The 26,620-nt window shown below is 43.5% G+C and carries 25 protein-coding genes and 1 other annotated feature; of the genes, 23 read left to right on the top strand and 2 right to left on the bottom strand.

Annotated elements, in window-relative coordinates; all coding sequences use genetic code 11:
* Positions 1-6: 6 nt before the first annotated feature.
* The 14 genes from KH180_RS12245 (at position 7) to KH180_RS12180 (ending at position 16,944) form a co-directional block, all read left to right on the top strand.
* Positions 7-771, top strand: a complete 765-nt coding sequence (locus KH180_RS12245) for an amino acid ABC transporter ATP-binding protein (RefSeq protein WP_290760755.1) — start codon at positions 7-9, stop codon at positions 769-771.
* Positions 758-1,627 (top strand): cysteine ABC transporter substrate-binding protein, encoded by an 870-nt coding sequence (locus KH180_RS12240; protein WP_290760753.1) that lies wholly within the window; start codon positions 758-760, stop codon positions 1,625-1,627. Before KH180_RS12245 ends, KH180_RS12240 begins: the two co-directional genes overlap by 14 nt.
* A gap of 142 nt (positions 1,628-1,769) precedes the next feature.
* Positions 1,770-2,105 carry a hypothetical protein gene (locus tag KH180_RS12235; RefSeq protein WP_290760751.1) on the top strand — a complete coding sequence of 112 codons (336 nt, stop codon included), beginning with the start codon at positions 1,770-1,772 and terminating at the stop codon, positions 2,103-2,105.
* Positions 2,105-2,443 (top strand): hypothetical protein, encoded by a 339-nt coding sequence (locus KH180_RS12230; protein ID WP_290760749.1) that lies wholly within the window; start codon positions 2,105-2,107, stop codon positions 2,441-2,443. The genes KH180_RS12235 and KH180_RS12230 overlap by 1 nt, the downstream gene beginning before the upstream one ends.
* A 41-nt stretch (positions 2,444-2,484) precedes the next feature.
* Positions 2,485-2,618 (top strand) — a sequence feature (ribosomal protein L10 leader region).
* A 222-nt stretch (positions 2,619-2,840) separates the two neighbouring features.
* Positions 2,841-3,362, top strand: coding sequence for a 50S ribosomal protein L10 (rplJ, locus tag KH180_RS12225; RefSeq protein WP_290760747.1), 522 nt, complete (start codon positions 2,841-2,843; stop codon positions 3,360-3,362).
* A 41-nt stretch (positions 3,363-3,403) separates the two neighbouring features.
* Positions 3,404-3,772, top strand: coding sequence for a 50S ribosomal protein L7/L12 (rplL, locus tag KH180_RS12220; protein WP_006568218.1), 369 nt, complete (start codon positions 3,404-3,406; stop codon positions 3,770-3,772).
* Between the two features lie 246 nt (positions 3,773-4,018).
* The gene (rpoB, locus tag KH180_RS12215) at positions 4,019-7,819 is read left to right on the top strand and encodes a DNA-directed RNA polymerase subunit beta (RefSeq protein ID WP_290760743.1); all 3,801 of its coding nucleotides are present in this window, start codon (positions 4,019-4,021) and stop codon (positions 7,817-7,819) included.
* Between the two features lie 30 nt (positions 7,820-7,849).
* A complete protein-coding gene (rpoC, locus tag KH180_RS12210; RefSeq protein WP_290760741.1) occupies positions 7,850-11,425 on the top strand; it encodes a DNA-directed RNA polymerase subunit beta' in 3,576 nt (1,191 codons plus the stop codon).
* 182 nt (positions 11,426-11,607) lie between these two features.
* Positions 11,608-12,021 (top strand): 30S ribosomal protein S12, encoded by a 414-nt coding sequence (gene rpsL / locus KH180_RS12205; protein ID WP_137330060.1) that lies wholly within the window; start codon positions 11,608-11,610, stop codon positions 12,019-12,021.
* Between the two features lie 252 nt (positions 12,022-12,273).
* Complete coding sequence (rpsG, locus tag KH180_RS12200; RefSeq protein ID WP_024729154.1) at positions 12,274-12,744, top strand: 30S ribosomal protein S7; 471 nt, start codon at positions 12,274-12,276, stop codon at positions 12,742-12,744.
* A 53-nt stretch (positions 12,745-12,797) separates the two neighbouring features.
* Positions 12,798-14,915 carry an elongation factor G gene (gene fusA / locus KH180_RS12195; protein WP_290760737.1) on the top strand — a complete coding sequence of 706 codons (2,118 nt, stop codon included), beginning with the start codon at positions 12,798-12,800 and terminating at the stop codon, positions 14,913-14,915.
* Positions 14,916-15,067: 152 nt separating this feature from the next.
* Positions 15,068-16,261 carry an elongation factor Tu gene (gene tuf / locus KH180_RS12190; RefSeq protein WP_290760735.1) on the top strand — a complete coding sequence of 398 codons (1,194 nt, stop codon included), beginning with the start codon at positions 15,068-15,070 and terminating at the stop codon, positions 16,259-16,261.
* Between the two features lie 131 nt (positions 16,262-16,392).
* A complete protein-coding gene (locus tag KH180_RS12185; RefSeq protein ID WP_290760734.1) occupies positions 16,393-16,641 on the top strand; it encodes a type II toxin-antitoxin system prevent-host-death family antitoxin in 249 nt (82 codons plus the stop codon).
* A gap of 3 nt (positions 16,642-16,644) precedes the next feature.
* The gene (locus KH180_RS12180) at positions 16,645-16,944 is read left to right on the top strand and encodes a type II toxin-antitoxin system RelE/ParE family toxin (protein ID WP_290760732.1); all 300 of its coding nucleotides are present in this window, start codon (positions 16,645-16,647) and stop codon (positions 16,942-16,944) included.
* A 59-nt stretch (positions 16,945-17,003) separates the two neighbouring features.
* On the opposite strand, the gene KH180_RS12175 is transcribed toward KH180_RS12180, so the two are convergent.
* Together KH180_RS12175 and KH180_RS12170 are read right to left on the bottom strand one after the other, a co-directional pair.
* Positions 17,004-17,729 carry a GntR family transcriptional regulator gene (locus KH180_RS12175; RefSeq protein WP_290760730.1) on the bottom strand — a complete coding sequence of 242 codons (726 nt, stop codon included), beginning with the start codon at positions 17,727-17,729 and terminating at the stop codon, positions 17,004-17,006.
* 9 nt (positions 17,730-17,738) lie between these two features.
* The gene (locus tag KH180_RS12170) at positions 17,739-18,449 is read right to left on the bottom strand and encodes a GntR family transcriptional regulator (protein ID WP_290760729.1); all 711 of its coding nucleotides are present in this window, start codon (positions 18,447-18,449) and stop codon (positions 17,739-17,741) included.
* Positions 18,450-18,827: 378 nt separating this feature from the next.
* Here KH180_RS12170 and KH180_RS12165 point away from each other — a divergent pair, with 378 nt between their 5' ends.
* From KH180_RS12165 to KH180_RS12125, 9 genes are all read left to right on the top strand, one after another.
* Entirely contained in the window at positions 18,828-19,847 is a 1,020-nt protein-coding gene (locus KH180_RS12165; RefSeq protein WP_290760727.1) for an SIS domain-containing protein, read from the top strand.
* 44 nt (positions 19,848-19,891) lie between these two features.
* A complete protein-coding gene (locus KH180_RS12160; RefSeq protein WP_290760725.1) occupies positions 19,892-20,965 on the top strand; it encodes an SIS domain-containing protein in 1,074 nt (357 codons plus the stop codon).
* A gap of 17 nt (positions 20,966-20,982) precedes the next feature.
* The gene (locus tag KH180_RS12155; RefSeq protein WP_290760722.1) at positions 20,983-21,396 is read left to right on the top strand and encodes a PTS sugar transporter subunit IIA; all 414 of its coding nucleotides are present in this window, start codon (positions 20,983-20,985) and stop codon (positions 21,394-21,396) included.
* A 22-nt stretch (positions 21,397-21,418) separates the two neighbouring features.
* The gene (locus KH180_RS12150; RefSeq protein ID WP_290760718.1) at positions 21,419-21,880 is read left to right on the top strand and encodes a PTS sugar transporter subunit IIB; all 462 of its coding nucleotides are present in this window, start codon (positions 21,419-21,421) and stop codon (positions 21,878-21,880) included.
* Between the two features lie 23 nt (positions 21,881-21,903).
* Positions 21,904-22,704 carry a PTS sugar transporter subunit IIC gene (locus KH180_RS12145; RefSeq protein ID WP_290760716.1) on the top strand — a complete coding sequence of 267 codons (801 nt, stop codon included), beginning with the start codon at positions 21,904-21,906 and terminating at the stop codon, positions 22,702-22,704.
* On the top strand, positions 22,694-23,527 hold the full coding sequence (locus KH180_RS12140; RefSeq protein WP_290760714.1) for a PTS system mannose/fructose/sorbose family transporter subunit IID: 834 nt from the start codon (positions 22,694-22,696) through the stop codon (positions 23,525-23,527). The genes KH180_RS12145 and KH180_RS12140 overlap by 11 nt, the downstream gene beginning before the upstream one ends.
* A gap of 3 nt (positions 23,528-23,530) precedes the next feature.
* Entirely contained in the window at positions 23,531-24,190 is a 660-nt protein-coding gene (locus KH180_RS12135; protein WP_290760713.1) for an HAD family hydrolase, read from the top strand.
* 4 nt (positions 24,191-24,194) lie between these two features.
* Positions 24,195-25,592: an MATE family efflux transporter gene (locus KH180_RS12130; protein WP_290760810.1), complete on the top strand. Its 1,398-nt coding sequence runs from the start codon at positions 24,195-24,197 to the stop codon at positions 25,590-25,592.
* A gap of 140 nt (positions 25,593-25,732) precedes the next feature.
* Complete coding sequence (locus tag KH180_RS12125; protein WP_290760712.1) at positions 25,733-26,581, top strand: alpha/beta hydrolase; 849 nt, start codon at positions 25,733-25,735, stop codon at positions 26,579-26,581.
* The last annotated feature ends 39 nt before the right edge of the window (positions 26,582-26,620 follow it).

Below are 26,620 nucleotides of genomic sequence, written 5' to 3'. Positions count from 1 at the left end.
TGGCAAATGGGAAATCAGTTATTGGAAATCAGTCATTTGAAAAAATCATTTGGTGAGACAGAGGTATTAAAAGATATCTCTTTTGATATAAATAAAGGAGAGGTTGTTGTCATCTTAGGGCCTTCCGGATGCGGAAAGAGCACCCTTCTTCGATGTATCAACGGCCTGGAGGAATTTCAGGCCGGAGAGATCATTCTGGACGGGCAGAACCTTTCGGACGGAAAAACGCCGTGGCACCTGATTCGTCAAAAAATCGGCATGGTATTCCAAAGCTATGACCTTTTCCCTCATATGACGATCCTGGACAATATTCTTCTGGGCCCGACCAAGGCACAGAAAAGGGATCCCAGGGAAGTAAGGGAGATGGCAGTGGCCCTGCTCAAAAGGGTCGGCCTGGAGGAGAAGAAAGATGCCTATCCAAGACAGCTGTCCGGGGGACAGAAGCAGAGAGTTGCGATTGTAAGATCCCTCTGCATGAATCCTGAGATTATGCTGTTTGACGAGGTGACCGCTGCTCTGGATCCGGAAATGGTAAGAGAGGTTCTGGATGTTATGCTGGAGCTTGCAAAACAGGGCATGACCATGGCAATCGTGACACATGAAATGCAGTTTGCAAAAGCGGTAGCTGACCGTGTGATCTTTATTGATGAAGGGCGTATTGTGGAACAGAATACTCCGAAAGAGTTTTTTGAACATCCGCAGACAGAACGGGCGCAGAAGTTTTTAAACATGTTTAATTTTGAGGAGATGAAAAAAGATGAAAAAATTTAGCAGGATTTTAGTGGTACTGGCAGTTCTCACCATGGCAATAGGGCTTATGACAGGCTGCGGCAGCAAAAAGTCAGACGAAAGCGACAATCAGTCTTCCGTAGAACAGATCAAGAAAAATGGGAAGATCAAGATTGGCGTATTCAGCGATAAACCTCCGTTTGGTTATGTGGATAAAAATGGAAAGAATCAGGGATATGACGTTGTGCTGGCACACCGTCTGGCAAAAGATTTATTAGGCGATGAAAATAAGGTAGAATTTGTGCTTGTGGAGGCTGCAAGCCGTGTAGAATTCCTTCAGAGCAATAAGGTGGATTTGATCCTTGCCAACTTTACCGTTACTGATGAGAGAAAGGAAGTTGTAGACTATGCCCTTCCTTATATGAAGGTATCTCTTGGCGTAGTATCCCCTAACGGAAAAGTCATTACTGATGTAAAGCAGTTAAAAGGCAAGAAGCTGATCGTCAACAAAGGAACTACTGCAGAGACCTATTTTACACAGAATTATCCTGATATTGAGCTTTTAAAATATGATCAGAATACAGAAGCCTTCAATGCATTAAAAGACGGCAGGGGAGCAGCATTGGCACATGACAATACACTTGTATATGCGTGGGCAAGGGAAAATAAAGGGTTCACAACGGGGATCAAATCTCTGGGAGAACATGATTTTATTGCGCCGGCTGTTAAAAAAGGAAATGATGACCTGAAAAATTGGGTGAACGATGAGATCACTAAACTTACAAAGGAAGGATTTTTTGAGAAGGATTATAAGAAGACACTTCTGCCGGTATACGGAAAAACCGTAGAGTCTGATACGGTCATTATGAATGAAAAAGAGTTAAAGGAATATAAATAACAAATGTTTAGCCCGGGAAGTATAAAAATTTCCCGGGTTTTATTAATGAAGAAGATGTACTGGGAATAAGAAAAAACAAAATGTAAAATATCGACATTTCTATTGGGGAAGAGTATAATAAAATAAAAAAGGGGAGGACGCCATGTTAAAATTAGAAATCAAATTAGACGAATCAAAGATTGAGTCAGAACATAAATATAACGTGGACGATATTTACCGGGTGCTTGAAAAGAGTTTTTTTAGACATGATATTCTTATGATCCGGAAAGAAGATGGTACATTAGTTTTTTGCGGAAAAGGAAATGCAAAAGATTATGGAGCATTCGGATGTATCATAACTCAGCTGAAAGAGAAAGAGTGGTTTATGGACAATGTAATAAAATGGATATGGTATAACAGTGATGACGGAGTGGACGAAACAGATTTTTCAGTAGAAGATGTGCTGTATTTTTATACGAAAAGGACCAGTGCAGCGTAATGGAGTATAAAGAAAAGAAGCATTATAAGGCAATTTATTTTGATCTGCAGATAAAAGCACTGAAAGAGAATTTTTCTGCCAGGAATCCGCAAAATGCTTATCAGAGGATTCAGTATTTTCTGCAAAGTCATAAATTTATCCATATGCAGTATTCAGGTTATCACTCTGCATTTAAAACAACAGATTTATATATATTTGAGATGATCCATAAAATGAAAAAGGATCTTCCCTGGCTCAGCCGCTGTGTGGGTCAGTTTGAGGTTACTGATGTGGGGAAAAATTACGATTTGGTTCAGATATTTGCGGAAGAAACAAGAGAACTAAATGAGATAGAATAAATTTTATAAAACCAGTTGACGTTTTCGGCACCATATGATATATTACTACAGTATCACTGCCGAAGACAGCAGGTGCCATATGGCATAACGTAGATCTACCTGCCGAGGATGATGATTAGTTATCAGCTAATTATGCCCTTTGTCTTTGCGGACAAAGGGCTTTTCTTATTCTATAGAAAATTCCTGTGAAATTTCCCATAGAACAAAAACACTCCGTGAGGATGCACACAAATGCAAAAGGAAACTATTTGACTTTGTCAAACCGCATTTGGCGCAAAAGCTGCCAAGCTCCTCAAAGAGTAAGGGATTCAGGAGTCTTAGTGGACTTGTCCACTTTGTTCTATTACATTCCACGCGGCGGTACACTAAAATAAATCAAGGAGGTGCACCATTCATCATGGCAAAAGTAGAATTAAAACAACCTATCGTTAACGAAATCAAAGAATTGCTTACAGATGCTCAGTCAGCAGTTTTAGTTTCTTACCGTGGTATCTCTGTAGAAGAAGATACAGCAATGCGTAAGGAATTAAGAGAAGCAGGTGTAGAGTACAAGGTATACAAGAACACAATGATTCGTTTTGCGGTAAAAGATACGGAATTCGAACCGTTAACTGCTGATCTTACAGGGCCGACTGCGATCGCTGTTTCTAAAACAGACGCAACTGCACCGGCAAGGATCTTAGCAAAATATGCAAAGAACATTGAAGTATTCAACCTGAAGTCTGCGGTTGTAGAAGGAACTTTCTATGACAAAGACGGCGTACAGGTTATCGCAAGCATTCCGTCAAGAGACGAATTGCTCGCAAAATTCCTTGGAAGCATCCAGTCTCCAATTACAAACTTTGCTCGTGTTATTAAACAGATCGCAGAGAAAGACGGAGATGCTCCGGCAGAAGAAGCAGCAGAAGCTGCTGAATAATCAGCAGTTTACATTAAATTAATTATCAGGAGGAAATAAAAATGACAACTCAGGAAATTATTGAAGTTATTAAAGGTTTATCAGTATTAGAATTAAATGATTTAGTAAAAGCATGTGAAGAAGAATTCGGTGTATCTGCAGCAGCAGGTGTTGTTGTAGCAGCAGGCGGAGCAGCAGACGGTGCAGCAGCTGAAGAAAAAGACGAATTTGATGTAGAGCTTACAGAAATCGGCGGAGCTAAGGTTAAAGTTATCAAAGTTGTCCGTGAAGTAACAGGATTAGGATTAAAAGAAGCTAAAGAATTAGTTGACGGAGCTCCTAAAGTAATCAAAGAAGCTGCATCTAAAGCAGAAGCAGAAGATATCAAAGCTAAGTTAGAAGGCGAAGGAGCAAAAGTAACTTTAAAATAGTTCTTTGTTCAATATCTAATGTAAGAAAACTTCATGAAAGAATCGGCTGGCTCTGCCAGTCCGATTCTTTTTGCGTCTATTGAAAATTGTTCTTGACATAGTATAGACACTGTGGTATTATTAGGCGATGCTTTAGTATGGGATTGTATGCCCATAGCCAAGCCTTTTTTTCGTTATTTAAATTGTGAGAGATTCGCACAATGAGTAGTATATAAACCATGTAGAAATCAAGAGGTGAACACGTCCATGGAAAAAAACAGAATTCAACCAATGAAATCGGGTACGAGCATAAGGATGAGTTATGCGAGACAAGATGACGTCTTGGAAGTACCGAACCTTATTGAAATCCAGAAGGACTCTTACAACTGGTTCTTGGGGGAAGGACTCAAAGAGGTATTTGAGGACATTTCTCCGATTGGGGATTACAGCGACCAGCTTAGCCTGGAATTTATCGATTTTAAGCTGTGCAGAGACGATATCAAATATTCCATTGAAGAGTGTAAGGAGAGGGATGCCACATATGCCGCTCCGATGAAGGTGAAAGTAAGACTTCATAATAAGGAAACGGATGAAATCAAACAGCATGATATTTTTATGGGCGACTTACCTTTGATGACTGACACAGGAACTTTCGTGATCAACGGAGCGGAGCGTGTCATTGTCAGCCAGCTGGTTCGTTCTCCTGGTATCTACTATGGAATTGCGCATGACAAGATCGGTAAAGAGCTGTATTCTGCTACAGTAATTCCAAACCGCGGAGCGTGGCTTGAGTACGAGACAGACTCCAACGATGTCTTCAATGTACGTGTGGACCGTACAAGGAAGGTGCCGATTACCGTATTGATCCGTGCCCTCGGTATCGGTACTAATGCAGAAATCAAGGAATTATTCGGGGAAGAGCCGAAGATCCTTGCAAGTATGGAAAAGGACCCATCTGATAATTATGAAGATGGTTTATTAGAGTTATACAAAAAAATCCGTCCGGGAGAGCCTCTGTCTGTGGACAGTGCTGAGAGCCTGATCAACAGCATGTTCTTTGACCCGAGACGTTATGACCTGGCAAAAGTAGGACGCTATAAGTTTAATAAGAAGCTGGCATTCAGAAACCGCATCACAGGCCATATGCTGGCGGAAGACGTGATTGACACTTCTACAGGGGAGATCCTTGCCCAGGCCGGGACAGAAGTAACACTGGAACTGGCTGACCAGATCCAGAACGCTGCCGTTCAGAGTGTGCTGATTCAGACCGAATTAGGCAATACCAAAGTACTGTCTAATATGACCGTAAACATGGCTGAATATGTAGATTTTGATCCGGAAGAACTTGGTATCCACGAGAATGTTTTCTACCCTGTACTGGAAAAAATCCTGGCAGAAGGTTTGAGCGGGGATGAGTTAAAGAATGCTGTCAAAAAGAACATTCACGACCTCATTCCAAAACACATTACAAAGGAAGATATTTTAGCTTCCATTAACTATAACATGCATCTGGAGTACGGTATTGGAAACCATGATGACATTGACCATTTAGGAAACCGAAGAATCAGAGCAGTCGGAGAACTTCTGCAGAACCAGTACCGGATTGGGCTTTCCCGTCTGGAAAGAGTTGTGCGCGAAAGAATGACAACACAGGATATCGAAACCATTACACCGCAGTCTCTGATCAATATTAAACCGGTAACTGCAGCGGTTAAGGAATTCTTTGGAAGTTCTCAGCTGTCTCAGTTCATGGATCACAACAATCCGCTGTCTGAGCTGACCCATAAGCGCCGTCTGTCTGCATTGGGACCGGGAGGTTTATCCAGAGACCGTGCCGGATTTGAGGTCCGGGATGTGCATTACTCCCATTACGGAAGAATGTGTCCGATCGAGACCCCGGAAGGTCCGAACATCGGTCTGATTAACTCCCTGGCTACTTATGCAAGGATCAACGAGTATGGATTTATTGAAGCTCCATACCGTATATTGGATAAAACAGATCCGGAAAACCCGGTTGCTACAGATGAGGTTGTTTACCTTACTGCTGATGAAGAAGATAACTTCGTCGTGGCACAGGCCAATGAGCCGTTAGATGAGGAAGGACATTTCGTCCATGCCCATGTAACCGGACGTTTCCGTGAAGATACTTCAGAATTTGATAAAGCAAACCTGGACCTGATGGATGTATCGCCTAAGATGGTATTCTCTGTAGCTACATCTATGATCCCGTTCCTGGAAAATGACGATGCAAACCGTGCCCTGATGGGATCCAACATGCAGCGTCAGGCTGTACCGCTTCTTTCTACAGAGGCACCGGTCGTGGGAACAGGTATGGAATCCAAGGCAGCCTTTGATTCAGGTGTCTGCATCGTTGCGAAGAACGACGGAGTGGTAGAGAAATCCACCAGCACAAGGATTGTAGTGCGCAGAGACTCTGACGGCGGCAAGGACATCTACAATGTCATTAAGTTTGCAAGGAGCAACCAGGGGAACTGTATGAACCAGCGCCCGATTGTTTTTGAAGGGGATCATGTCAAAAAGGATGATATCCTGGCAGACGGTGCTTCTACCAAAAGCGGAGAAATGGCACTTGGTAAAAATCCTCTGATCGGATTTATGACCTGGGAAGGTTATAACTACGAGGATGCGGTTCTGTTAAGCGAGCGTCTGGTACAGGAAGATGTGTACACCTCTGTCCATATCGAAGAGTACGAGGCTGAGGCCCGTGATACCAAACTTGGACAAGAAGAGATTACAAGAGATCTGGCAGGCTTAAGCGAAGATGTATTAAAAGACCTGGATGAAAACGGTATTATCCGCATCGGAGCGGAAGTACGCGCAGGTGATATTCTGGTCGGAAAAGTAACTCCTAAGGGAGAGACAGAACTGACAGCAGAGGAGCGTCTGCTCCGCGCCATCTTTGGTGAGAAAGCAAGAGAAGTAAGAGATACTTCACTGAGAGTTCCGCACGGGGCTTACGGTGTCGTTATGGATACAAAGATTTTTACAAGGGAAAACGGAGACGAACTGCCTCCTGGAGTAAATAAAACGGTCCGTGTCTATATTGCACAGAAGAGAAAGATTTCTGTGGGAGATAAGATGGCCGGCCGTCACGGTAACAAGGGTGTAATTTCCCGTATTCTTCCGGTAGAAGATATGCCGTACCTTCCGAACGGACGTCCGCTGGACATCGTGCTGAACCCATTGGGTGTGCCTTCACGTATGAATATCGGGCAGGTATTGGAAATCCATCTGTCCCTTGCAGCCAAAGTATTAGGATTTAATGTTGCGACTCCGGTATTTAACGGAGCCGATGAAAATGATATTGCAACTACACTGGAAATGGCCAATGATTTTGCCAATACCAGCTGGGAAGAATTTGAAGCTAAATGGTCAGAGCGTGTTGACGCAAGCGTGGTGGATTATCTGAGAGAAAACAAGGACCACAGAAAAGACTGGGAAGGCGTGCCGATCGACAGCACCGGAAAAGTGAAGCTCAGAGACGGACGTACCGGAGAAGAGTTTGACAGCCCGGTTACAATCGGATTCATGCATTACCTGAAACTCCACCACCTGGTTGATGACAAGATCCATGCCCGTTCTACAGGACCATATTCTCTGGTTACACAGCAGCCGCTGGGAGGTAAGGCACAGTTCGGAGGACAGCGTTTCGGAGAGATGGAAGTTTGGGCCCTGGAGGCATATGGGGCATCCTATACTCTGCAGGAAATCCTGACAGTGAAGTCCGATGACGTGATCGGACGTGTGAAGACGTATGAGGCGATCATCAAAGGTGACAACATTCCTGAGCCGGGAATTCCGGAATCCTTTAAGGTATTGCTGAAAGAATTCCAGTCTCTGGCATTAGACGTCAAGGTACTCGATGAAAATGCGCAGGAAGTAGAGATCAAGGAAAATGTGGACCTGGCTGAAAGCAATCAGGACCTGAAACCGATGATTGAAGGCGACAGCGTATTTAATAATTATGAAGAAAGCGAAGATTCCCTGGGTGCTTTAGGATTTAAAGAAGGGAACTTTGAAGATGGCGAAGACACGACTATTTCATAGAAGTGCAGTTAGAAGGAAGGAGCAGCCTTAATGATAGGATCAAGCAACGAATATGCAAATCATAAAATTGCCTTTGATGCAATTAAGATCGGGTTGGCTTCCCCGGAAAAGATCCGTGAGTGGTCCAGGGGAGAAGTAAAAAAACCTGAAACCATCAACTATCGTACCTTGAAGCCTGAAAAGGACGGACTTTTCTGTGAGAAGATCTTCGGGCCGAGCAAGGACTGGGAATGTCATTGCGGTAAATATAAAAAAATCAGATATAAAGGTGTTGTCTGTGACCGATGCGGTGTTGAGGTAACAAAGGCCAATGTGCGCCGTGAACGCATGGGACACATCGAACTTGCGGCTCCGGTCTCCCATATTTGGTATTTCAAAGGAATTCCAAGCCGTATGGGACTGATCTTGGATATCTCACCGAGGAGCCTTGAGAAAGTATTATATTTTGCCTGCTATATCGTATTGGATGCAGGGGAGACAGACCTGGCATACAAACAGGTTCTGACAGAAAAAGAATACAGGGACGCTTATGACAAATACGGCAGTTCATTCCGTGTGGGAATGGGCGCTGAATCTATCAAGGAACTGCTGGAAGCCATCGATCTTCCGGCAGAAGCGAAATCCCTGAAAGATGAATTTAAGACAGCCACAGGACAGAAAAGGGCCAGAATCGTAAAACGCCTGGAAGTGGTAGAAGCATTCTTAAATTCTGAGAATAACCCGGAATGGATGATTCTGGACGTAGTGCCGGTCATTCCTCCGGATATCCGTCCGATGGTACAGCTGGACGGAGGACGTTTTGCAACCTCCGACTTAAATGACTTATACAGAAGAATTATCAACCGGAACAACCGTTTGAAACGTCTTCTGGAACTTGGAGCTCCGGATATCATCGTAAGAAATGAAAAACGAATGCTTCAGGAAGCCGTGGATGCGCTGATTGACAACGGACGGCGCGGACGTCCGGTAACAGGACCGGGTAACCGTGCACTGAAATCCCTTTCCGATATGCTGAAAGGTAAACAGGGACGTTTCCGCCAGAACCTGCTCGGAAAACGTGTTGACTACTCAGGACGTTCCGTTATCGTCGTAGGACCGGAACTGAAGATTTACCAGTGCGGTCTTCCGAAAGAGATGGCGATTGAGCTGTTTAAACCATTTGTAATGAAAGAACTGGTGGAAAGAAAACTTTCCCATAATATTAAATCTGCCAAGAAGATGGTGGAAAAGCTTCAGCCGGAAGTGTGGGATGTGCTGGAAGATGTCATTAAAGAACATCCGGTTATGCTGAACCGTGCACCGACACTGCACAGACTTGGTATCCAGGCGTTCGAGCCGATCCTTGTAGAAGGTAAGGCGATCAAGCTGCATCCTTTGGTATGTACTGCTTACAATGCCGACTTTGACGGTGACCAGATGGCTGTTCATCTTCCGCTTTCTGTGGAAGCACAGGCAGAGTGCCGCTTCCTTTTGCTGTCACCGAACAACCTGCTGAAACCTTCTGACGGAGGCCCGGTAGCCGTTCCTTCACAGGATATGGTCCTTGGTATTTATTATCTGACTCTGGAAAAAGAGGGAGACAAGGGAGAAGGAAAATACTTCAAGTCAGAAAATGAGGCATTCCTTGCCTATGAGAATAAAGTAATCACACTGCATGCAAGGATTCATGTAAGGCGTACAAAGATTGACAAGGACGGAAATGAGATTTCCAAGGTTGTAGAATGTACTCTCGGAAGAATTTTATTCAACGAGATCATTATGCAGGACTTAGGTTTTGTAGACCGCTCTGATCCGGAAAATGCCCTGAATTTAGAGATTGATTTCCATGTAGGAAAGAAACAGTTAAAACAGATCCTTGACAAATGTATCAATATTCATGGTGCTACAAAGACTGCAGAAGTGCTGGATGACATCAAGGCCCTTGGATACAAGTATTCCACAAGAGGTGCCCTGACAGTATCCATCTCTGACATGACCGTGCCGGAAGAAAAGAAAGAAATTCTTGCAGGAGCACAGGATCAGTCCGAATTTATTAATAACCAGTTTAAGCGCGGACTTATGACAGAGGAAGAACGTTACAAAGCGGTTGTCAAGACATGGTTTGACGCCGATGATGTTCTTACCGACAAGCTGATTACAGGATTAGATAAATACAACAACATCTTCATGATGGCCGATTCCGGAGCCCGTGGTTCCAACCAGCAGATCAAACAGCTGGCAGGAATGCGTGGACTGATGGCCGATACGTCAGGACGTACCATCGAACTGCCGATCAAGTCAAACTTCCGTGAAGGACTGGATGTATTGGAGTACTTTATCTCTGCCCACGGTGCGAGAAAAGGACTTTCCGATACGGCCCTCAGAACCGCCGATTCAGGATACCTGACAAGACGTCTTGTAGACGTTTCCCAGGATCTTATTATCAGGGAAGCAGACTGCGGACTGGATCCGGACGGACAGATTCCGGGTATGTATGTAGAAGCATTCATGGACGGACAGGAAGTGATCGAAAGTCTCCAGGACCGAATCACAGGACGCTATGCGGCAGAAGAGATCAGACATCCTGAGACAGGAGAGGTCCTTGTAAAATCAAATCACATGATTACTCCTAGAAGAGCAAAAACAGTGATCGATTCCGGACTTACAAAAGTCAAGATCAGGACAATGCTGACATGTCAGTCACAGGTAGGATGCTGTGCGAAATGCTATGGTTCCAACATGGCGACCGGCCAGGCTGTACAGGTAGGAGAAGCAGTCGGTATTATCGCTGCCCAGTCCATCGGTGAGCCTGGTACACAGCTGACCATGCGTACGTTCCATGCCGGAGGAGTTGCCGGTGATGATATCACACAGGGTCTTCCACGTATCGAAGAGCTTTTCGAGGCAAGAAAGCCGAAAGGTCTTGCCATTATCTCTGAGTTTGCAGGAAAAGTGCAGATTAAGGATACAAAGAAGAAACGTGAAGTTGTCATTACCAACAAAGAGACCGGAGATATGAAGGCTTATCTGATCCCGTACGGTTCCAGACTGAAAGTCCTGGAAGGTCAGGAAGTGGAAGCCGGAGATGAGCTGACAGAAGGTTCCGTCAACCCGCATGATATCTTAAAGATCAAGGGTATCCGTGCTGTTCAGGATTATATGATCCGCGAGGTGCAGAGAGTATACCGTCTGCAGGGTGTAGACATCAACGATAAGCACGTGGAAGTTATCGTGCGCCAGATGCTGAAGAAAGTCCGCATTGAAGAAGGCGGTGACAGCGAGTATCTGCCTGGTGCCATGATCGACGTGCTGGAATTTGAAAAGACAAACAGGGAGCTGGAAGAAAGAAATTTAGAGACTGCAAAGGCTGAACAGATTATCCTTGGTATCACCAAGGCCTCTCTTGCCACAGACTCCTTCTTATCAGCAGCATCCTTCCAGGAGACAACAAAAGTCCTTACCGATGCGGCAATCAAAGGAAAAGTTGACCCGCTTGTAGGATTGAAGGAAAATGTTATCCTTGGTAAGCTGATCCCTGCAGGAACCGGAATGAAACGGTACCGCAATGTCAAGATTAACACAGAAGAAGAAGAACTGACACTCGAAGACGAAATCGATTTCGAGTAGAGTTATAACAGATCCCGCCCCTGGATTTATTCAGTGGGCGGGGTTTGTGCTATAAAATGTTCGGAAATCCCCTTGACAAACGATTTTTGCACATTTATAATTAAAAAATGCGCGTAGATATCTATGTGCAACAACAGATCATAAGTAACTACAGCAGAAAACATGCATGGAGGTGAAAATTAATGCCAACTTTTAACCAATTAGTTAGAAAAGGGAGAAAGACATCTACTAAGAAGTCTACAGCACCAGCTCTTCAGAAAAGTTTTAACTCTTTAAAGAAGAAATCTGTAAACACAAGCTCTCCTCAGAAGAGAGGTGTTTGTACAGCTGTTAAAACTGCGACTCCTAAAAAGCCTAACTCTGCTCTTCGTAAGATTGCCAGAGTACGTCTTTCTAACGGTATCGAAGTAACAAGCTATATCCCGGGTGAGGGACATAACTTACAGGAACATAGTGTTGTTCTGATTCGTGGTGGTCGTGTAAAGGACTTACCAGGTACTCGTTACCATATCGTTCGTGGAACACTTGATACAGCAGGTGTTGCAAACAGAATGCAGGCTCGTTCCAAATACGGAGCTAAGAGACCGAAGAAATAATCAAATGAAACTAAATTGGTACAAAGCAGCGTAAGATTACGCTACCTTGTATAGTTGTGCCGGAAATGAATGTTTTCCCTGTAGTACAGGAGATAGATATAAATTCTGGCACGATCAGGCATTGAGCGCTTGAAGGCCGGCGGAAAGCCGGTAGCTGCGCAAGGATGAATGAGTACCGATGAATTAAGGCCGGCGGCGAGCCCAAAAGGTATAGAATTTCTGCCGTTGGCAATTATTAAGGAGGGAAGAAACGTGCCACGTAAAGGACATATTGCGAAAAGAGATGTTTTGGCGGATCCTATTTACAATAACAAAGTTGTGACCAAACTGATCAACAACATCATGTTAGACGGTAAAAAAGGAGTTGCCCAGAAGATCGTATACGGTGCATTTAACCGTATTGAAGAAAAAGCTGGAAAGCCTGCCCTTGAAGTATTTGAAGAGGCAATGAACAACATTATGCCTGTGCTGGAAGTAAAGGCCAGACGTATCGGTGGAGCTACCTACCAGGTGCCGATCGATGTACGTCCGGACAGAAGACAGGCCCTTGCACTCCGTTGGTTGACTTTATACTCTCGTAAAAGAGGAGAAAAGACCATGGAAGAAAGGCTTGCAAACGAAATCTTTGATGCATCCAACAATACCGGAGCATCTGTAAAGAAAAAAGAAGACATGCACAAAATGGCAGAAGCAAACAAAGCATTCGCACACTACAGATTCTAATCTGGTGTGCGGGGCCTACCGCTTTATCCGAAAAACAATAGGAGGAAAAGATCTTGGCTGGAAGAGAATATCCATTAGAGAGAACCAGAAATATTGGAATCATGGCTCATATCGATGCTGGAAAAACCACTTTGACAGAGCGTATCCTCTATTATACTGGTGTTAATTATAAGATCGGTGATACTCATGAGGGAACTGCTACCATGGACTGGATGGAGCAGGAACAGGAAAGAGGTATCACGATCACTTCTGCAGCGACAACATGTCACTGGACTCTCCAGGAAAACTGCAAACCGAAAGACGGAGCATTAGAACACCGTATCAACATCATTGATACACCGGGACACGTTGACTTCACAGTGGAAGTAGAACGTTCACTGCGTGTACTTGACGGTGCGATCGGAGTATTTGATGCAAAAGGCGGAGTAGAACCGCAGTCTGAGAACGTATGGCGTCAGGCAGACACCTACGATGTACCGAGAATGGCATTCATCAATAAGATGGATATCTTAGGTGCAGATTTCTACGGATCTGTAGAACAGATCAAAGACCGTCTCGGTGCCAATGCAGTTGTAATTCAGCTGCCAATCGGCAAAGAAGATGATTTCCAGGGAATCATTGACCTGTTTGAAATGAAAGCTTACATCTACAACGATGATAAGGGAGAAGACATTTCAATCACAGATATCCCTGCAGATATGAAAGACGACGCAGAGCTTTACCATACTCAGTTAGTAGAGCAGATCTGTGAGTTAGATGATGATCTGATGATGGAATACCTGGAAGGGGAAGAACCATCTGTAGAAGCATTAAAAGCAGCACTTAGAAAAGGAACATGCGAATGTACAGCAGTTCCGATCTGCTGTGGTACTGCTTACCGCAACAAAGGTGTTCAGAAGCTGCTGGACGCAGTTCTTGAATTCATGCCGGCACCGACAGATATCGCTGCCATCAAGGGTGTGGATGAAGACGGAAATGAAATCGAGAGACATTCATCTGATGATGAACCTTTCGCAGCACTTGCATTTAAGATCATGACAGACCCATTCGTTGGAAAGCTTGCTTTCTTCCGTGTTTACTCCGGAACAATGAATTCAGGTTCTTACGTATTAAATGCTACAAAGCAGAAAAAAGAGCGTGTTGGACGTATCCTTCAGATGCATGCCAACAAGCGGGAAGAATTAGACAAGGTTTACGCTGGTGACATTGCCGCTGCTGTAGGATTCAAGATTACAGCAACAGGTGATACGATCTGTGACGAGAAGAGCCCGGTAATCCTGGAATCCATGGAATTCCCAGAGCCGGTTATCGACGTAGCGATCGAGCCTAAGACAAAAGCAGGTCAGGGCAAGATGTCAGAAGCACTTGCAAAGCTTGCAGAAGAAGACCCGACCTTCAAAGCTCATACTGATGAAGAAACAGGACAGACTATTATTTCCGGAATGGGTGAACTTCACCTGGAAATCATCGTAGACCGTCTGCTCCGTGAGTTCAAAGTAGAAGCAAATGTAGGTGCTCCTCAGGTTGCTTACAAAGAGTCCTTCACCAAAGAGGTGGATGTTGACAGCAAGTATGCAAAACAGTCTGGTGGACGCGGTCAGTACGGACACTGTAAAGTACACTTTGAGCCAATGGATGCCAATGGTGAAGAACTGTTCAAGTTTGAATCCACTGTTGTCGGCGGTAACATTCCGAAGGAATATATCCCGGCAGTCGGAGCTGGTATCGAAGAAGCTGCTCAGTGCGGTATCCTTGGAGGATTCCCGGTACTTGGTGTAAAAGCTACTGTATACGACGGATCTTACCATGATGTCGATTCCTCAGAGATGGCGTTTAAGATCGCCGGTTCCATGGCATTCAAAGAAGCAATGCAGAAAGCCGGAGCTATCATCTTAGAGCCGATCATGAGAGTCGAAGTAACAACTCCTGAGGATTACATGGGAGATGTTATCGGTGATATTAACTCACGCCGCGGACGTATCGAGGGTATGGACGATGTTGGAGGCGGAAAGATCATCAGAGCTTTCGTTCCTCTTGCAGAAATGTTCGGATACTCAACAGACCTGCGTTCCAGAACACAGGGCCGTGGAAACTACTCTATGTTCTTCAACAGCTACGAGCCGGTACCGAAGAGCGTACAGGAAAAAATCATCGCGGACAAAACAAAATAAGCAGGTTTTTTTGATAAAAAATATGCTTGAATTCTTCAAAGAAATGAAATATAATCAAGGGTAGGACGGCCTTTGGTAAGGTGATTCGTCGACCCGGTAGTAAATAATAATTTATCTATTTGCCCAAAGGGCTAATAAGGAGGACATTTAAAATGGCTAAAGAAAAGTTTGAGAGAACCAAACCTCATTGTAACATTGGTACCATTGGTCACGTCGATCATGGTAAAACTACTTTAACAGCTGCTATCACAAAGACATTAAGTGCCAGAGTAGAAGGAAACGCAGCCGTTGATTTCGAAAATATCGATAAAGCTCCGGAAGAAAGAGAACGTGGAATCACAATCTCCACAGCTCACGTAGAATATGAAACAGACAACCGCCACTACGCACACGTTGACTGCCCAGGCCATGCCGATTATGTAAAGAACATGATCACTGGTGCTGCTCAGATGGACGGAGCTATCCTTGTTGTAGCTGCAACTGACGGTGTTATGGCTCAGACAAAAGAGCATATCCTGCTTTCTCGTCAGGTAGGTGTACCTTATATCGTAGTATTCATGAACAAATGTGACATGGTAGACGATGAAGAGTTATTAGAATTAGTAGAAATGGAAATCCGTGAGTTATTAAGCGAGTATGAATTCCCAGGTGATGACACTCCAGTTATCCAGGGATCTGCTTTAAAAGCTCTTGAAGATCCTAACAGCGAGTGGGGAGACAAGATCATGGAACTTATGGCTGCAGTTGACAGCTGGATTCCAGACCCACAGCGTGACACAGACAAACCTTTCCTTATGCCAGTAGAGGATGTATTCTCTATCACAGGACGTGGTACTGTTGCAACTGGTAGAGTTGAAAGCGGTGTTCTTCACGTATCTGAAGAAGTTGAAATCGTTGGTATCAAAGAAGAGACAAGAAAAGTTGTCGTAACTGGTATCGAAATGTTCCGTAAACTTCTTGACGAAGCTCAGGCTGGTGACAACATCGGTGCTCTTCTCCGTGGTGTTCAGAGAGAAGAAATCGAAAGAGGACAGGTTCTTTGTAAACCAGGTTCTATCACATGCCATACTAAGTTTACAGCTCAGGTATACGTTTTAACAAAAGATGAAGGTGGACGTCATACTCCTTTCTTCAACAAATACCGTCCTCAGTTCTACTTCAGAACAACTGACGTAACAGGTGTTGTTGAATTACCGGAAGGTGTTGAAATGTGCATGCCTGGTGACAACGTAGAAATGACAATCGAACTGATTCACCCAATCGCTATGGCTCAGGGATTATCTTTCGCTATCCGTGAAGGTGGACGTACAGTTGGTTCAGGAAGAGTTGCTACAATTATTGAATAATTATAAATAATACAGCATAATTAAGGCTTCTAGGTTTTTCCTAGGAGCCTTTTTACGTTGAATTATACAGCACTTCCGCATATAATAGAGAGTAAATAACCAACAAAAATATATCAGGAAGGAGTTTTGATATGGCTAATATTTTACCAGTGTCTGATTTAAGGAATTATAATGAAGTATTAAAAAATTGTCAGGCCGGAGAACCAGTATTTCTTACGAAAAATGGAAGGGGCCGCTTTGTCGTAATGGATATTGAGGATTACGAGCGTGACCGCGCAGAGAAAAAATTGTTAATGAAGCTGCAGGAGGCAGAAGAAGCAGTAAGAAACGGAGAAGGTTGGATGAGTCTTGCAGAGTTAAAATCTCATATGGAGGAATAACCTATGTTAGAGTTACGGATTAACCCTCTGGTAGCAGCTGACATAAAATGTATTCGTAATTATATTGCAGAGGACAGCGAAAAATATGCAGCAAAGACATTGAAAGAGTTATATGGAAAGTTTGAGAATATTCAGAGATTCCCAGGAATAGGTTCAGATCTTTCAAAACGGGTCAGCTTTCGATCGGATTATAAATATGCGGTTTGCGATAACTATGTAATTATCTATAAGATAGGGGTTGAGCATGTAGAGATATACCGGGTGGTTAATCGATTTCAAGATATTACAAGGATTTTTGATTGAAACCTATACAAAGCTATCAAGCAGGCAAAAAGACTTATATAAGGAGACGAAAGTAAAGACTAATTTTCCCCATTTCCCAGTGTACTCACCATCATATACCGGTCGGCCCGGTTAATTGTAATACAATATTCTATAATCTTTTCTTCATCATAAGTGGTGGATTTTATGCAAAATCCAATATCATTTTCCTCAGCCTTCAGATAATGGCTTTCATCATTTGTCAGAGTAGTAATCGTAATCGTCTCATCAATCCGTTTCAAATTCAAATGATAAATATTGATCAGAGTATCATACAAAGACTGAACAGCAAAATTATATTGTTCCAGGCCCGGACAGTACTTTTCGGGAATGAAGGAGGTTTCCACAAGAAATGGTTCGTCCTCCAGATAACGCACCCGACCAAGGCAGTAAACCTTTTCCCCCAGAGAAATTCCAAGATGGCTGCTGACAGATAAGGAGGCTTCTTTTCTGTCAAAAAATATAACCTTGCTGGAGGTCTTAAACCCGTCTGCGCTCCATCCGTCGGTAAAAGAGCAAAACTTTTCCGTATCATCATCTATTTTTGGCGGGGCAATAAAATTACCCTTTCCATGCCGGGTAACGATATGATGCTCATAGCGGAGTCTTTTTAAAGCAGAACGGACCGTCAGCCGGTTCACCTGAAACATTTCTGCCAGCTTACGCTCAGAAGGCAGAGAATCATAAGGTTTCAGCCCGTTTTCAATAATATAGGCTTCAATCTTTTCTTTTACTTCTTCATTCAAAAGGTTGATATATTTACTCATGCAGTCTCCTTAAGTTAAAGTAGATGTAAAGGTAATTGTCCGTTCACTGTAATAAGAACGGGTATACTCAATAGTTTTTCCCGAAGCATCTCTGACTGTGTTATGGAGCATAAACACGGCAGAGCCTTCCTCCACATTCAATAAAGCGGCCTGTGGGTTCAGAACTCTCACAATTTCCAGCCGCTGTGTATCCTGTGATAGTCTAATATGATTTGTCTCCAGCAGATCATAGAAGGAGCACTGTTCAAAATCATAACTGAAAAGATCCGGAATGATGTCATATGGGGTATATGTATATTCCAGGGCAAAAGGCTTTCCATTTGCAAGTCTTAAGCGAAAGAGAAGGAAAATATCATCATCTGCATCAATATGAAAGATTCTGGAATACTTAGGGCCGGCTTTTTCCTTTTTCGTCAGCAAAACTTTGTTGGACGGCAGAAGGCCCGAATCCTGGATGAATTTTCCCATGGATTGAATACTGTCAATAGGAGAGTGAACAGTGGCTTGGCTGACATAGGTGCCTTTTCCGTGCATCCGCGTTAATAATCCTTTATCAATTAATACATCAATTGCCTTTCTGACCGTCATGCGGCTGATCCCAAAAGTGTCAATTAATTCCCGTTCTGAAGGAATTTTGCTTCCCAAAGGATATTCATTTTTATTAATTTTTCTCTCGATTAAATCTGCAAGCTGTAAATAAACGGGATATTTTTTCGGCATTTTGCACCTCCTGCCTGTAGAGACTGGTATTCTTATATTCCATACGCCAAGAAAACAGAAAAATCAGTGGTATGTGCATCCATATTTTAAAAGCACAAAAAATACAATGATTCTGGTAACTGGTTTGCTCATCTGGTATATACAGAGAATATACCAGTTGCAAAAAAAAGTCAAGTGGTATGGGTTTGAATGAAAAAAGCAAATTTCTAAAAATGAGAAAAAAAGCAGCAAAATTATGCATAATGCACAAAAATAAAGGAAATAGAACCTAGATAAATGGAAGTATTGACAGATACAAAACATAATGGTATGCTAAAAGCACCAAGACGTATACGTGGTATATAACAAAAGTGACGGAGTTGAAAGGAGATTATAAAAATGGCTTACAAAAATTATGACAGAGAAACATACTTAAATAACTTTAAAGAGATCATGAAATTAAAATCCCAGGTTGAAAAATATATCGATGACGCATTTGAAAAAGGTGTGGACAATCTTGTGATGGCAGGTGTCGGAGGAAGTATATCAATCATGATGCCGATGGAATACTTTGCAAAAAAAAGAACAGCAATGCCTGTGTACATGGAGAATGCGGCAGAATTGGTTCTTGGAATTAATAAGGCAGTCACAGAAAAATCACTGGTTGTTCTTTACAGCGAATCCGGTACAACGAAAGAAGCCATTGCAGCTGCTGAATACTGCAGAGAAAAAGGCATTCCGACGATCGGAGTCAGCGGAAATGCGGAGGCACCGCTTCAGGATCTGCTCACATATCCGATTGTCTGCGGAGCAGGTGATGAACTTTCCTGTGACGGAGACCACATGAAATTGTTTTTGATTGTCAGTGCTGTATTACATAAGAATGGCGATATGGATGATTACGATGAGTTTATGGAAAATCTTGCGAAGCTGCCGGAAGCATTGGCTGATATAAAGGAAGAAGTGGATGAAGATGCAAAGGCATATGCATACCAGATCAAAGATGAACCATATCATATGCTTGTAGGATCCGGAAACTTATGGGGATCAACTTACTGTTTTGCAATGTGCTATTTGGAGGAAATGCAGTGGATCCGCACAAAATCTATCGAGTCACCGGAATTTTTCCACGGAACACTGGAACTCCTCGAAGAAGATACCAGCATTATGATCTTTAAGGGCGAAGACGAGACCAGAATGCTGACAGAACGTGTAGAAAATTTTGCAAAGAAGATTTCCAAAAAAGTAAAGGTAATCGATACCAAAGAATATGAAGCAAAAGAAGTTGCAGAAAAATACAGAGGAGACTTTTCACCTGCATTTTTAGAGGCTTATCTCGGCAGACTGACAGCACATCTGGAAGATGCCACCGGACATTCCCTTGACATCAGAAGATATTACAGAGTCATGGATTACTAAAAAACTTAGATTAAACTTTTCTATGACAGAAAGGAGAACAGGCAGTGAGCAAACGGATGGAAGACTATATAAAGGAGACATCATCTGTAATGGTCCGAAATATTGGACAGAGAAAAGAATTGACAGAACCTCTGATCAGCTGGCTTGAAACAGAAGGAATCAGACAGGGGAAAACACTTGTAATCGTGGCATCCGGATCTTCCTATAATGCGGTATACAGCGCACTTGAATTTATGGAAAGCAATATGAAGAATCCGGTTCGTTTGATAACACCTTTTGCCTTTACCTACTATGAAGAACTGAAGCAAAATAATATTTATCTGTTTGTTTCACAGAGCGGAAGCAGCACCAATGTGGTAGAAGCAGTCAAGATGTATCAGAAGACAGGGCGTCATGCAATGGCAGTTCTTGGGAAGCCGAAATCGGCGATTGCAGAGCTTTCCGATTTCTTTGTGGAATACGGTGCCGGAGAAGAACGTGTCGGATATGTCACCAAAGGAATGAGCACACTGACTTGTTACTTCATGCTGTTATCTCTCGAGTTATCTTCGGAAGGCCGGGACGGAGAAATGTATCAGCAGTCAGTCAGAAAGCTGAAAAGTGCATGTGAAAAACACCATCATATTTATTTGCAGGCAAAGGAGTTTTGCCTGAAAAATAAAGAAGCATTATTATCTATGAAGCATGCATTTTTTATCAGCAGCGGAGCAAATATGGGAACCGTGAAAGAAGGTTCCCTTAAGCTCTCAGAGATGGTACATATACCAACTGCATTTTTTGAAGCCGAAGAATTTATTCACGGGCCGGATCTTCAGCTGACGCCGGATTATACATTATTTTTTGTCAGTGCAGGGGACGGGGCAGGAAAACGGACAGAAGAAATCTGCTGTGCAGCCGGAGAGGTTACTCCAAATTCATTTTTACTGAAGGCAGATTTTGAGAAAGCAAACAGAGAAGACGAGATGATTTCACCATTATATTTGACTGCATTTTTTCAGTATTTAGCTTGCTGGACGGCAGAAAACAGGGGCATTACAACTGAACATCCGCTGTACATGAAGTTTGAAGAAAAGATACACTGCAAGACGAGTGATTATGAAGAAGATGTACCATTTTAAGGGAAGGAGCTGATACGGTGCGGCATATCATTTTGACGGGACATTCCCGTATTTCTGAGGGAATTGCATCTGCTGTTGAATTTGTTTTAGGAAATAAAATACCTTATTTTAACGCTTATATGGAAGGGGAAGAACTGTATTCCAAAAAACTTGGGAAGAAGCTTTCCGAATATCCGCCGGAGGATGACGTCGTCATACTCACAGATATTATGGGAGGGAGCGTCAACAATGATATGATGAAGTTCCTTAAGCGTCCCAATATTCATTTGGTCTGCGGAATGAATCTCCCTCTGGCAGTGCAGCTGATCTTATCCGAGGAAGAAGACACGGAACTGCTGATCAGACAGGGAATTCAGGCGGCAAAAGACGGAATCCAATACTGCAACGATATTAAGGTTTCAGCCGATATGAGTGATCTGGGAGATTTTTAAGATAGGAAAGGAGAAGATACAAATGATTAAAAAGGTGAGAGTTGATTATCGTTTACTGCACGGGCAGGTAGCATTTTCTTGGACTTCCAAGCTGAGTGCCGACTGTATCCTGCTTGTGACAGATACGCTTCAGGATGATCCTGTGCGTGTGACTTCTGTAAAGCTTGCAAAGCCGCCTGGAGTCAAAGTCGTAGTAAAAACCATTGAGGAAAGCATTAAAGCGGTTAAAAGCGGCATTACAGATAAATATCATTTATTTGTTGTATGTGAAAACATTGAAGGGGCCTATCGGTTAGTGAAAGAACTTGGAATTAAAGAACTGAATCTTGGAGGCACAACCCCGGGAGATGATAAAAAATGTCTGGCTCCGGTTGTCTATGTAAACCAGGAAGAAGAAGAGATGTTAAGAGAACTGATAGAAGATGGCGTGCATGTTTACCAGCAGGGAGTGCCGGAGAAGGCAGAGCAGAAGATTCATCTTTGAAAATATGAAAAGGAGGAACAGCTATGAGCACAGGAGTACAGGCAGTTCTTCTGGGAATCTTGGGGTTTTGTACAAACTTCGAATGGTTTCTGGGGACTTGTATGATCCAAAGACCCATTGTGATAGGGCCTTTCGTAGGACTTATCATGGGAGATTTACAGGCGGGAATTATCATGGGGGCAACAATGGAACTGGCGTTTGCAGGAGCAGCGTCAATCGGTGCGTATGACCCGCCCGACATGGTCAGCGGAACGATCCTCGGTGTGGCACTTGCCATAAAAGCAGGAGCGGGACCAGAAATGGCACTGACCCTTGGCCTTCCGGTAGCAAGTATCGTACTGGCAATCAGCAATGTGACCGGTTATCCAATTCTGAACTTTTTTGCCCATTTGATGGACAGAAATATTGCAGCCGGGAATGACAGGGCGTTCCAAAGAAACTTTGTACTGAGCGGATTTGTAGCGTGGGGTGTGACAACACCGATCGTGCCGATTGCATTTTATCTTGGATCAGACAAAATTTCTACACTGATGAAATTAGTTCCGGAGTTTGTGCAGACAGGTATGGAAATTGCCGGAGGACTGCTCCCTGCTATGGGATTTGCCCTGCTTGCGCAGATGATTATGAAAAAGAATATCGCTCCGTTTTTCTTTATCGGATATTTCATTGTCGCATACTCTGGTGTGTCCACAACAGGAGTTGCTCTCTTTGCGATCCTGATTCTGGCAGCCTTGTTTGGGGCAGTAAGTACAGGATTGATCCCATCAGGTCCAATGCCGGCAGCTGCGGAAGAAACAGAAGGAGGCGATTTCGATGAGTTTTAACATACATGCCGATTATAATGGAAAGATTACAAAAAGCGATCTGAGAAAAGTATGGCTCCGCTCTATCCCGATGGAGCATTCATGGAACTATGAACGTATGATGCATTCCGGCTACTGCTTTGCCATACTGCCGATTTTAAAGAAACTATATCCAAACAAAGAAGACTATATCAAGGCTCTGCAGCGGCACATGGAATTGTATAATGTTACAATGTATATTTCTACACTGCCTCTGGGAATTACAGCGGCCATGGAGGAAAGGAATGCCGAAGACCCTGACTTTGATACGGCATCCATCTCTGCTGTCAAAACTGCTTTTATGGGTCCGCTGTCCGGAATCGGAGATGCCATGTATCACGGAACTCTCCGGATTATCGCAATGGGCATTGGTGTTTCTCTGGCGATGAAAGGAAACATACTGGGTCCGATACTGTTCTGGCTGATCTTCAACATACCGAACTTTGGACTGCGCTATCCGCTGACATTTCTCGGATATAAAATGGGTGTAGAGGCCATGGATAAATTAGAGAAATCCGGAATTATGGAGAAGGCTATGCAGGCTGCCAGCATCCTAGGACTTACGGTTGCCGGTGCCATGACCGCAGAAAATGTGTATCTGTCAATACCGATTAAATTCGGAATAGGAAAAGATGCCACGACCGTACAGTCAATTTTAGACGGAATTATGCCCGGAATCCTTCCGCTGGCTTTGTTTGGTGTGATCTATTACATATTCAAAAAGGATAAATGCAATCCGATCGTTATGATGCTGTTATTAATGGTCCTTGGAGTTGTAGGAGCATTCTTTGGATTCCTGGGGTAAGCCATGTACCAGGCAGTAATATTTGATATGGACGGAGTCATTATAGACAGTGAGATTGTCTATTATAACTGGCTCAAAGAACTGCTGGCTGAAAAAGGCGCCATGATTCCGGAAAGGGAACTGAAAAAGATTGTGGGACTGTCAAATTCCCAGAGCCTCCGGATGATGATGGAATGGTTCGGCAGAGAAAAAGGCAGAAAGCTTTGGGAAACTTATTGCGAAGAGGAAGAAGGATACGACCTTTCATATAAGGAGATTGTCAATCCTGGGGTGAAAGAATTACTGAAACTTTTGAGGGAACATCATGTGAAGCTGGCATTGGCTTCCTCCAGCGCTATGGAAGAGATTCTGGAGATTCTTGACGAAACAGGGCTAAAGGATTACTTTCCGGTAATCTTAAGCGGAGAGATGTTTCAGGAGAGCAAACCAAACCCGGAGATTTACATAGAAACAATGAAGCAGCTGGATGTAACGCCGGGAAAATGTATCGTTATTGAGGATTCTGATTATGGAATATATGCGGCAAAAAGTGCAGGAGCTTATGTGATTGCACATGAAGAGAACAGATTTGGTTTCAAACAGCAGCTGGCAGATCATATTGCCCATGATATGTATCACGTAAAGGATATAATCAGAACAAAGTTTAATCTGAAAAGTCGGTGATAGAATTGTAAGTAATTGTTACGAAAATAAATATAGCGGCAAAGAATTAGATATCAACTGGAAAACTTTCTATAAAGGGGTTCTGTCCCTCGTTATTCCAATGGCCATGCAGAATCTGATTAATACAGGGGTCAGTGCATGCGATGTGTTCATGCTCGGCAGAGTAGGGGAAACTGTATTGTCAGCCTCTTCGCTTGCCCGGCAGGTACAATACATTATGTCCTTATTTTTGTTCGGCCTGACCTCCGGTGCCACGGTCCTTACAGCCCAGTATTGGGGCAAAGGTGATAAAAAGGCAATCGAGAGGATACTGGCTATGGGAATGCGCATGGCAGTCACGGTGACGCTGATATTTACATTGGCGTCCCTCCTGATACCCGGATCATTGATTAGGATTTTTACCAATGAACCGGAAGTGATCAAAGAGGGAATCAAGTATCTTCGGATCGTGGCATTTTCTTATATAGCCGCAGGGATTACAGACGTGTACCTGTATATTATGCGGAGTGTGGAACGTATCAGAGTTGCAACGGCAGTATACCTGAGTTCTTTGATCTGCAATGTAATATTAAATGCGGTTTTTATTTTTGGAATGTTCGGATGCCCTGCAATGGGAATCCAGGGAGCGGCATTGGCAACGCTTCTGGCAAGATTTTTAGAACTGGTTCTTGTGATTGGTTACGCAAAAACTTATAACAGGGAAATCCTTTTTCGGATGAAATATTTTTTACATATGGACCGCGGACTTTTAAAAGATTTTTTGATGTGTGCAGTTCCGGTTATATTAAATGAAGTTTTGTGGGGAATTGCCAATTCAGCAAGTACAGCGGTTCTTGGACATATGGGTAGTGCGGCAGTAGCGGCAAATTCAGTGGCCCAGGTTACGAAAGAAATGTCCATGGTGGTCAGTTTTGGAATTTCTAATGCAGCAGCCGTTTATCTGGGGAAGACCATCGGAGAGAAAAAGTATAAGCATGCCAGTGTCTATGCTGACCGGTTTGTAAAACTGAGCATTCTTTTCGGAATTGCCAGTGCTTTCACAATTCTAATGTCCTCTCAAATTCTTGTGAGGGTATTGGCAATGACGCCTTTAACCAAGGACTATCTGCAGTTTATGATGTTTGTGATGGCTTATTATGCAGTCGCCCAGACCTTCGATGAAACTGTGATTGTGGGCATCTTCCGCTCCGGCGGTGATACGAAATTTGGTCTGATCATAGACCTGGCTTCCATGTGGGGCTGTTCTGTGCTGCTTGGAGCGGCCGCTGCATTTGTTTTTCACTGCAGCGTACCGGTCGTTTATGCACTGTTAATGAGTGATGAACTGGTAAAAATACCAATCATATGGAGGCGGTATAAAGGCTGCAGCTGGATCAGAAATATAACAAGAGAAATAGAATAATAAAAAGTTTTGATCTGCACTGGAGATTCCGGTGCAGATCTTTTCATGTTCTCAGACTTACAGTTCCTAAGTGTCTGTCAAACCTGCATCTCTATGGTATAATGAAATAAACAGCGGGATAAGAATAGGAGGATGGAAAAATGGCACTGCTTAAAGTAGAAATGTTTTCAGCTGCGCTGCTGCGCACAGTAACTCTGAATGTGATTCTTCCGGTGGATAAGAGAAATTTTGCAGGGGAGGAACTGCGTGGGGACAAGCCATTTAAAACACTGTATCTTCTACATGGGATTTACGGAAATTATATGGACTGGGTTTCCTATACGAGGATCAGAGAATGGGCGGAGGACTATAATCTTGCGGTGGTGATGCCGTCAGGAGAAAACAGTTTTTATCTGGATCAGAGGAACGGATATGCGGCATACAGCAAATTTATCGGGGAGGAACTTGTAAACCTTACCAGAAAAATGTTTCCTCTCTCCAGGGAAAGGCAGGATACCTATATCGGCGGACTTTCCATGGGCGGTTACGGCTCTATCATCAACGGTTTTCTATACGGCAGCACATTCAGCCGCATCATAGCCCTGTCCAGTGCACTTGTGGCGGATAAAGCGCTGGATTCAGCTGAAGATGCAGAGAAACCGATTGAGAGAAGAAGCTTCTACCAGTCTGTTTTTGGGGATTTGGAAAAGTTTCAGGGAAGTAAAGCGGATTACAGAGCGCTGCTGCTGGACAAGAAAGGGCAGGGGGAAGAGATGCCTGATTTATATATGGCCTGCGGTACCAATGATCCCCTGCTGGCAGCAAATCGTGAATTCAAGGGCTTTCTCCATGCCCATGAGATAAAACATACATATGAAGAATGGGAGGGAAGCCACAACTGGATGTTTTGGGATCAGGCGATTGAGAAGTTTATGAAATGGCTGCCGCTGGAAGAAAAAGAAGCAGCCATGAGCAGCGGAAATGTCGGCGCCGCAGAACCTCAAAGCTGAATAAAGTATAGATTTGACAGATAGAAAGTGTCAATGTTC

The sequence above is a fragment of the Anaerostipes sp. genome (assembly GCF_018381315.1).
Classification (GTDB): Bacteria; Bacillota; Clostridia; order Lachnospirales; family Lachnospiraceae; genus Anaerostipes.
The sequence above is the reverse complement of the archived record's forward strand: the minus strand, read 5'-3'. Positions and strand labels throughout refer to the sequence as shown.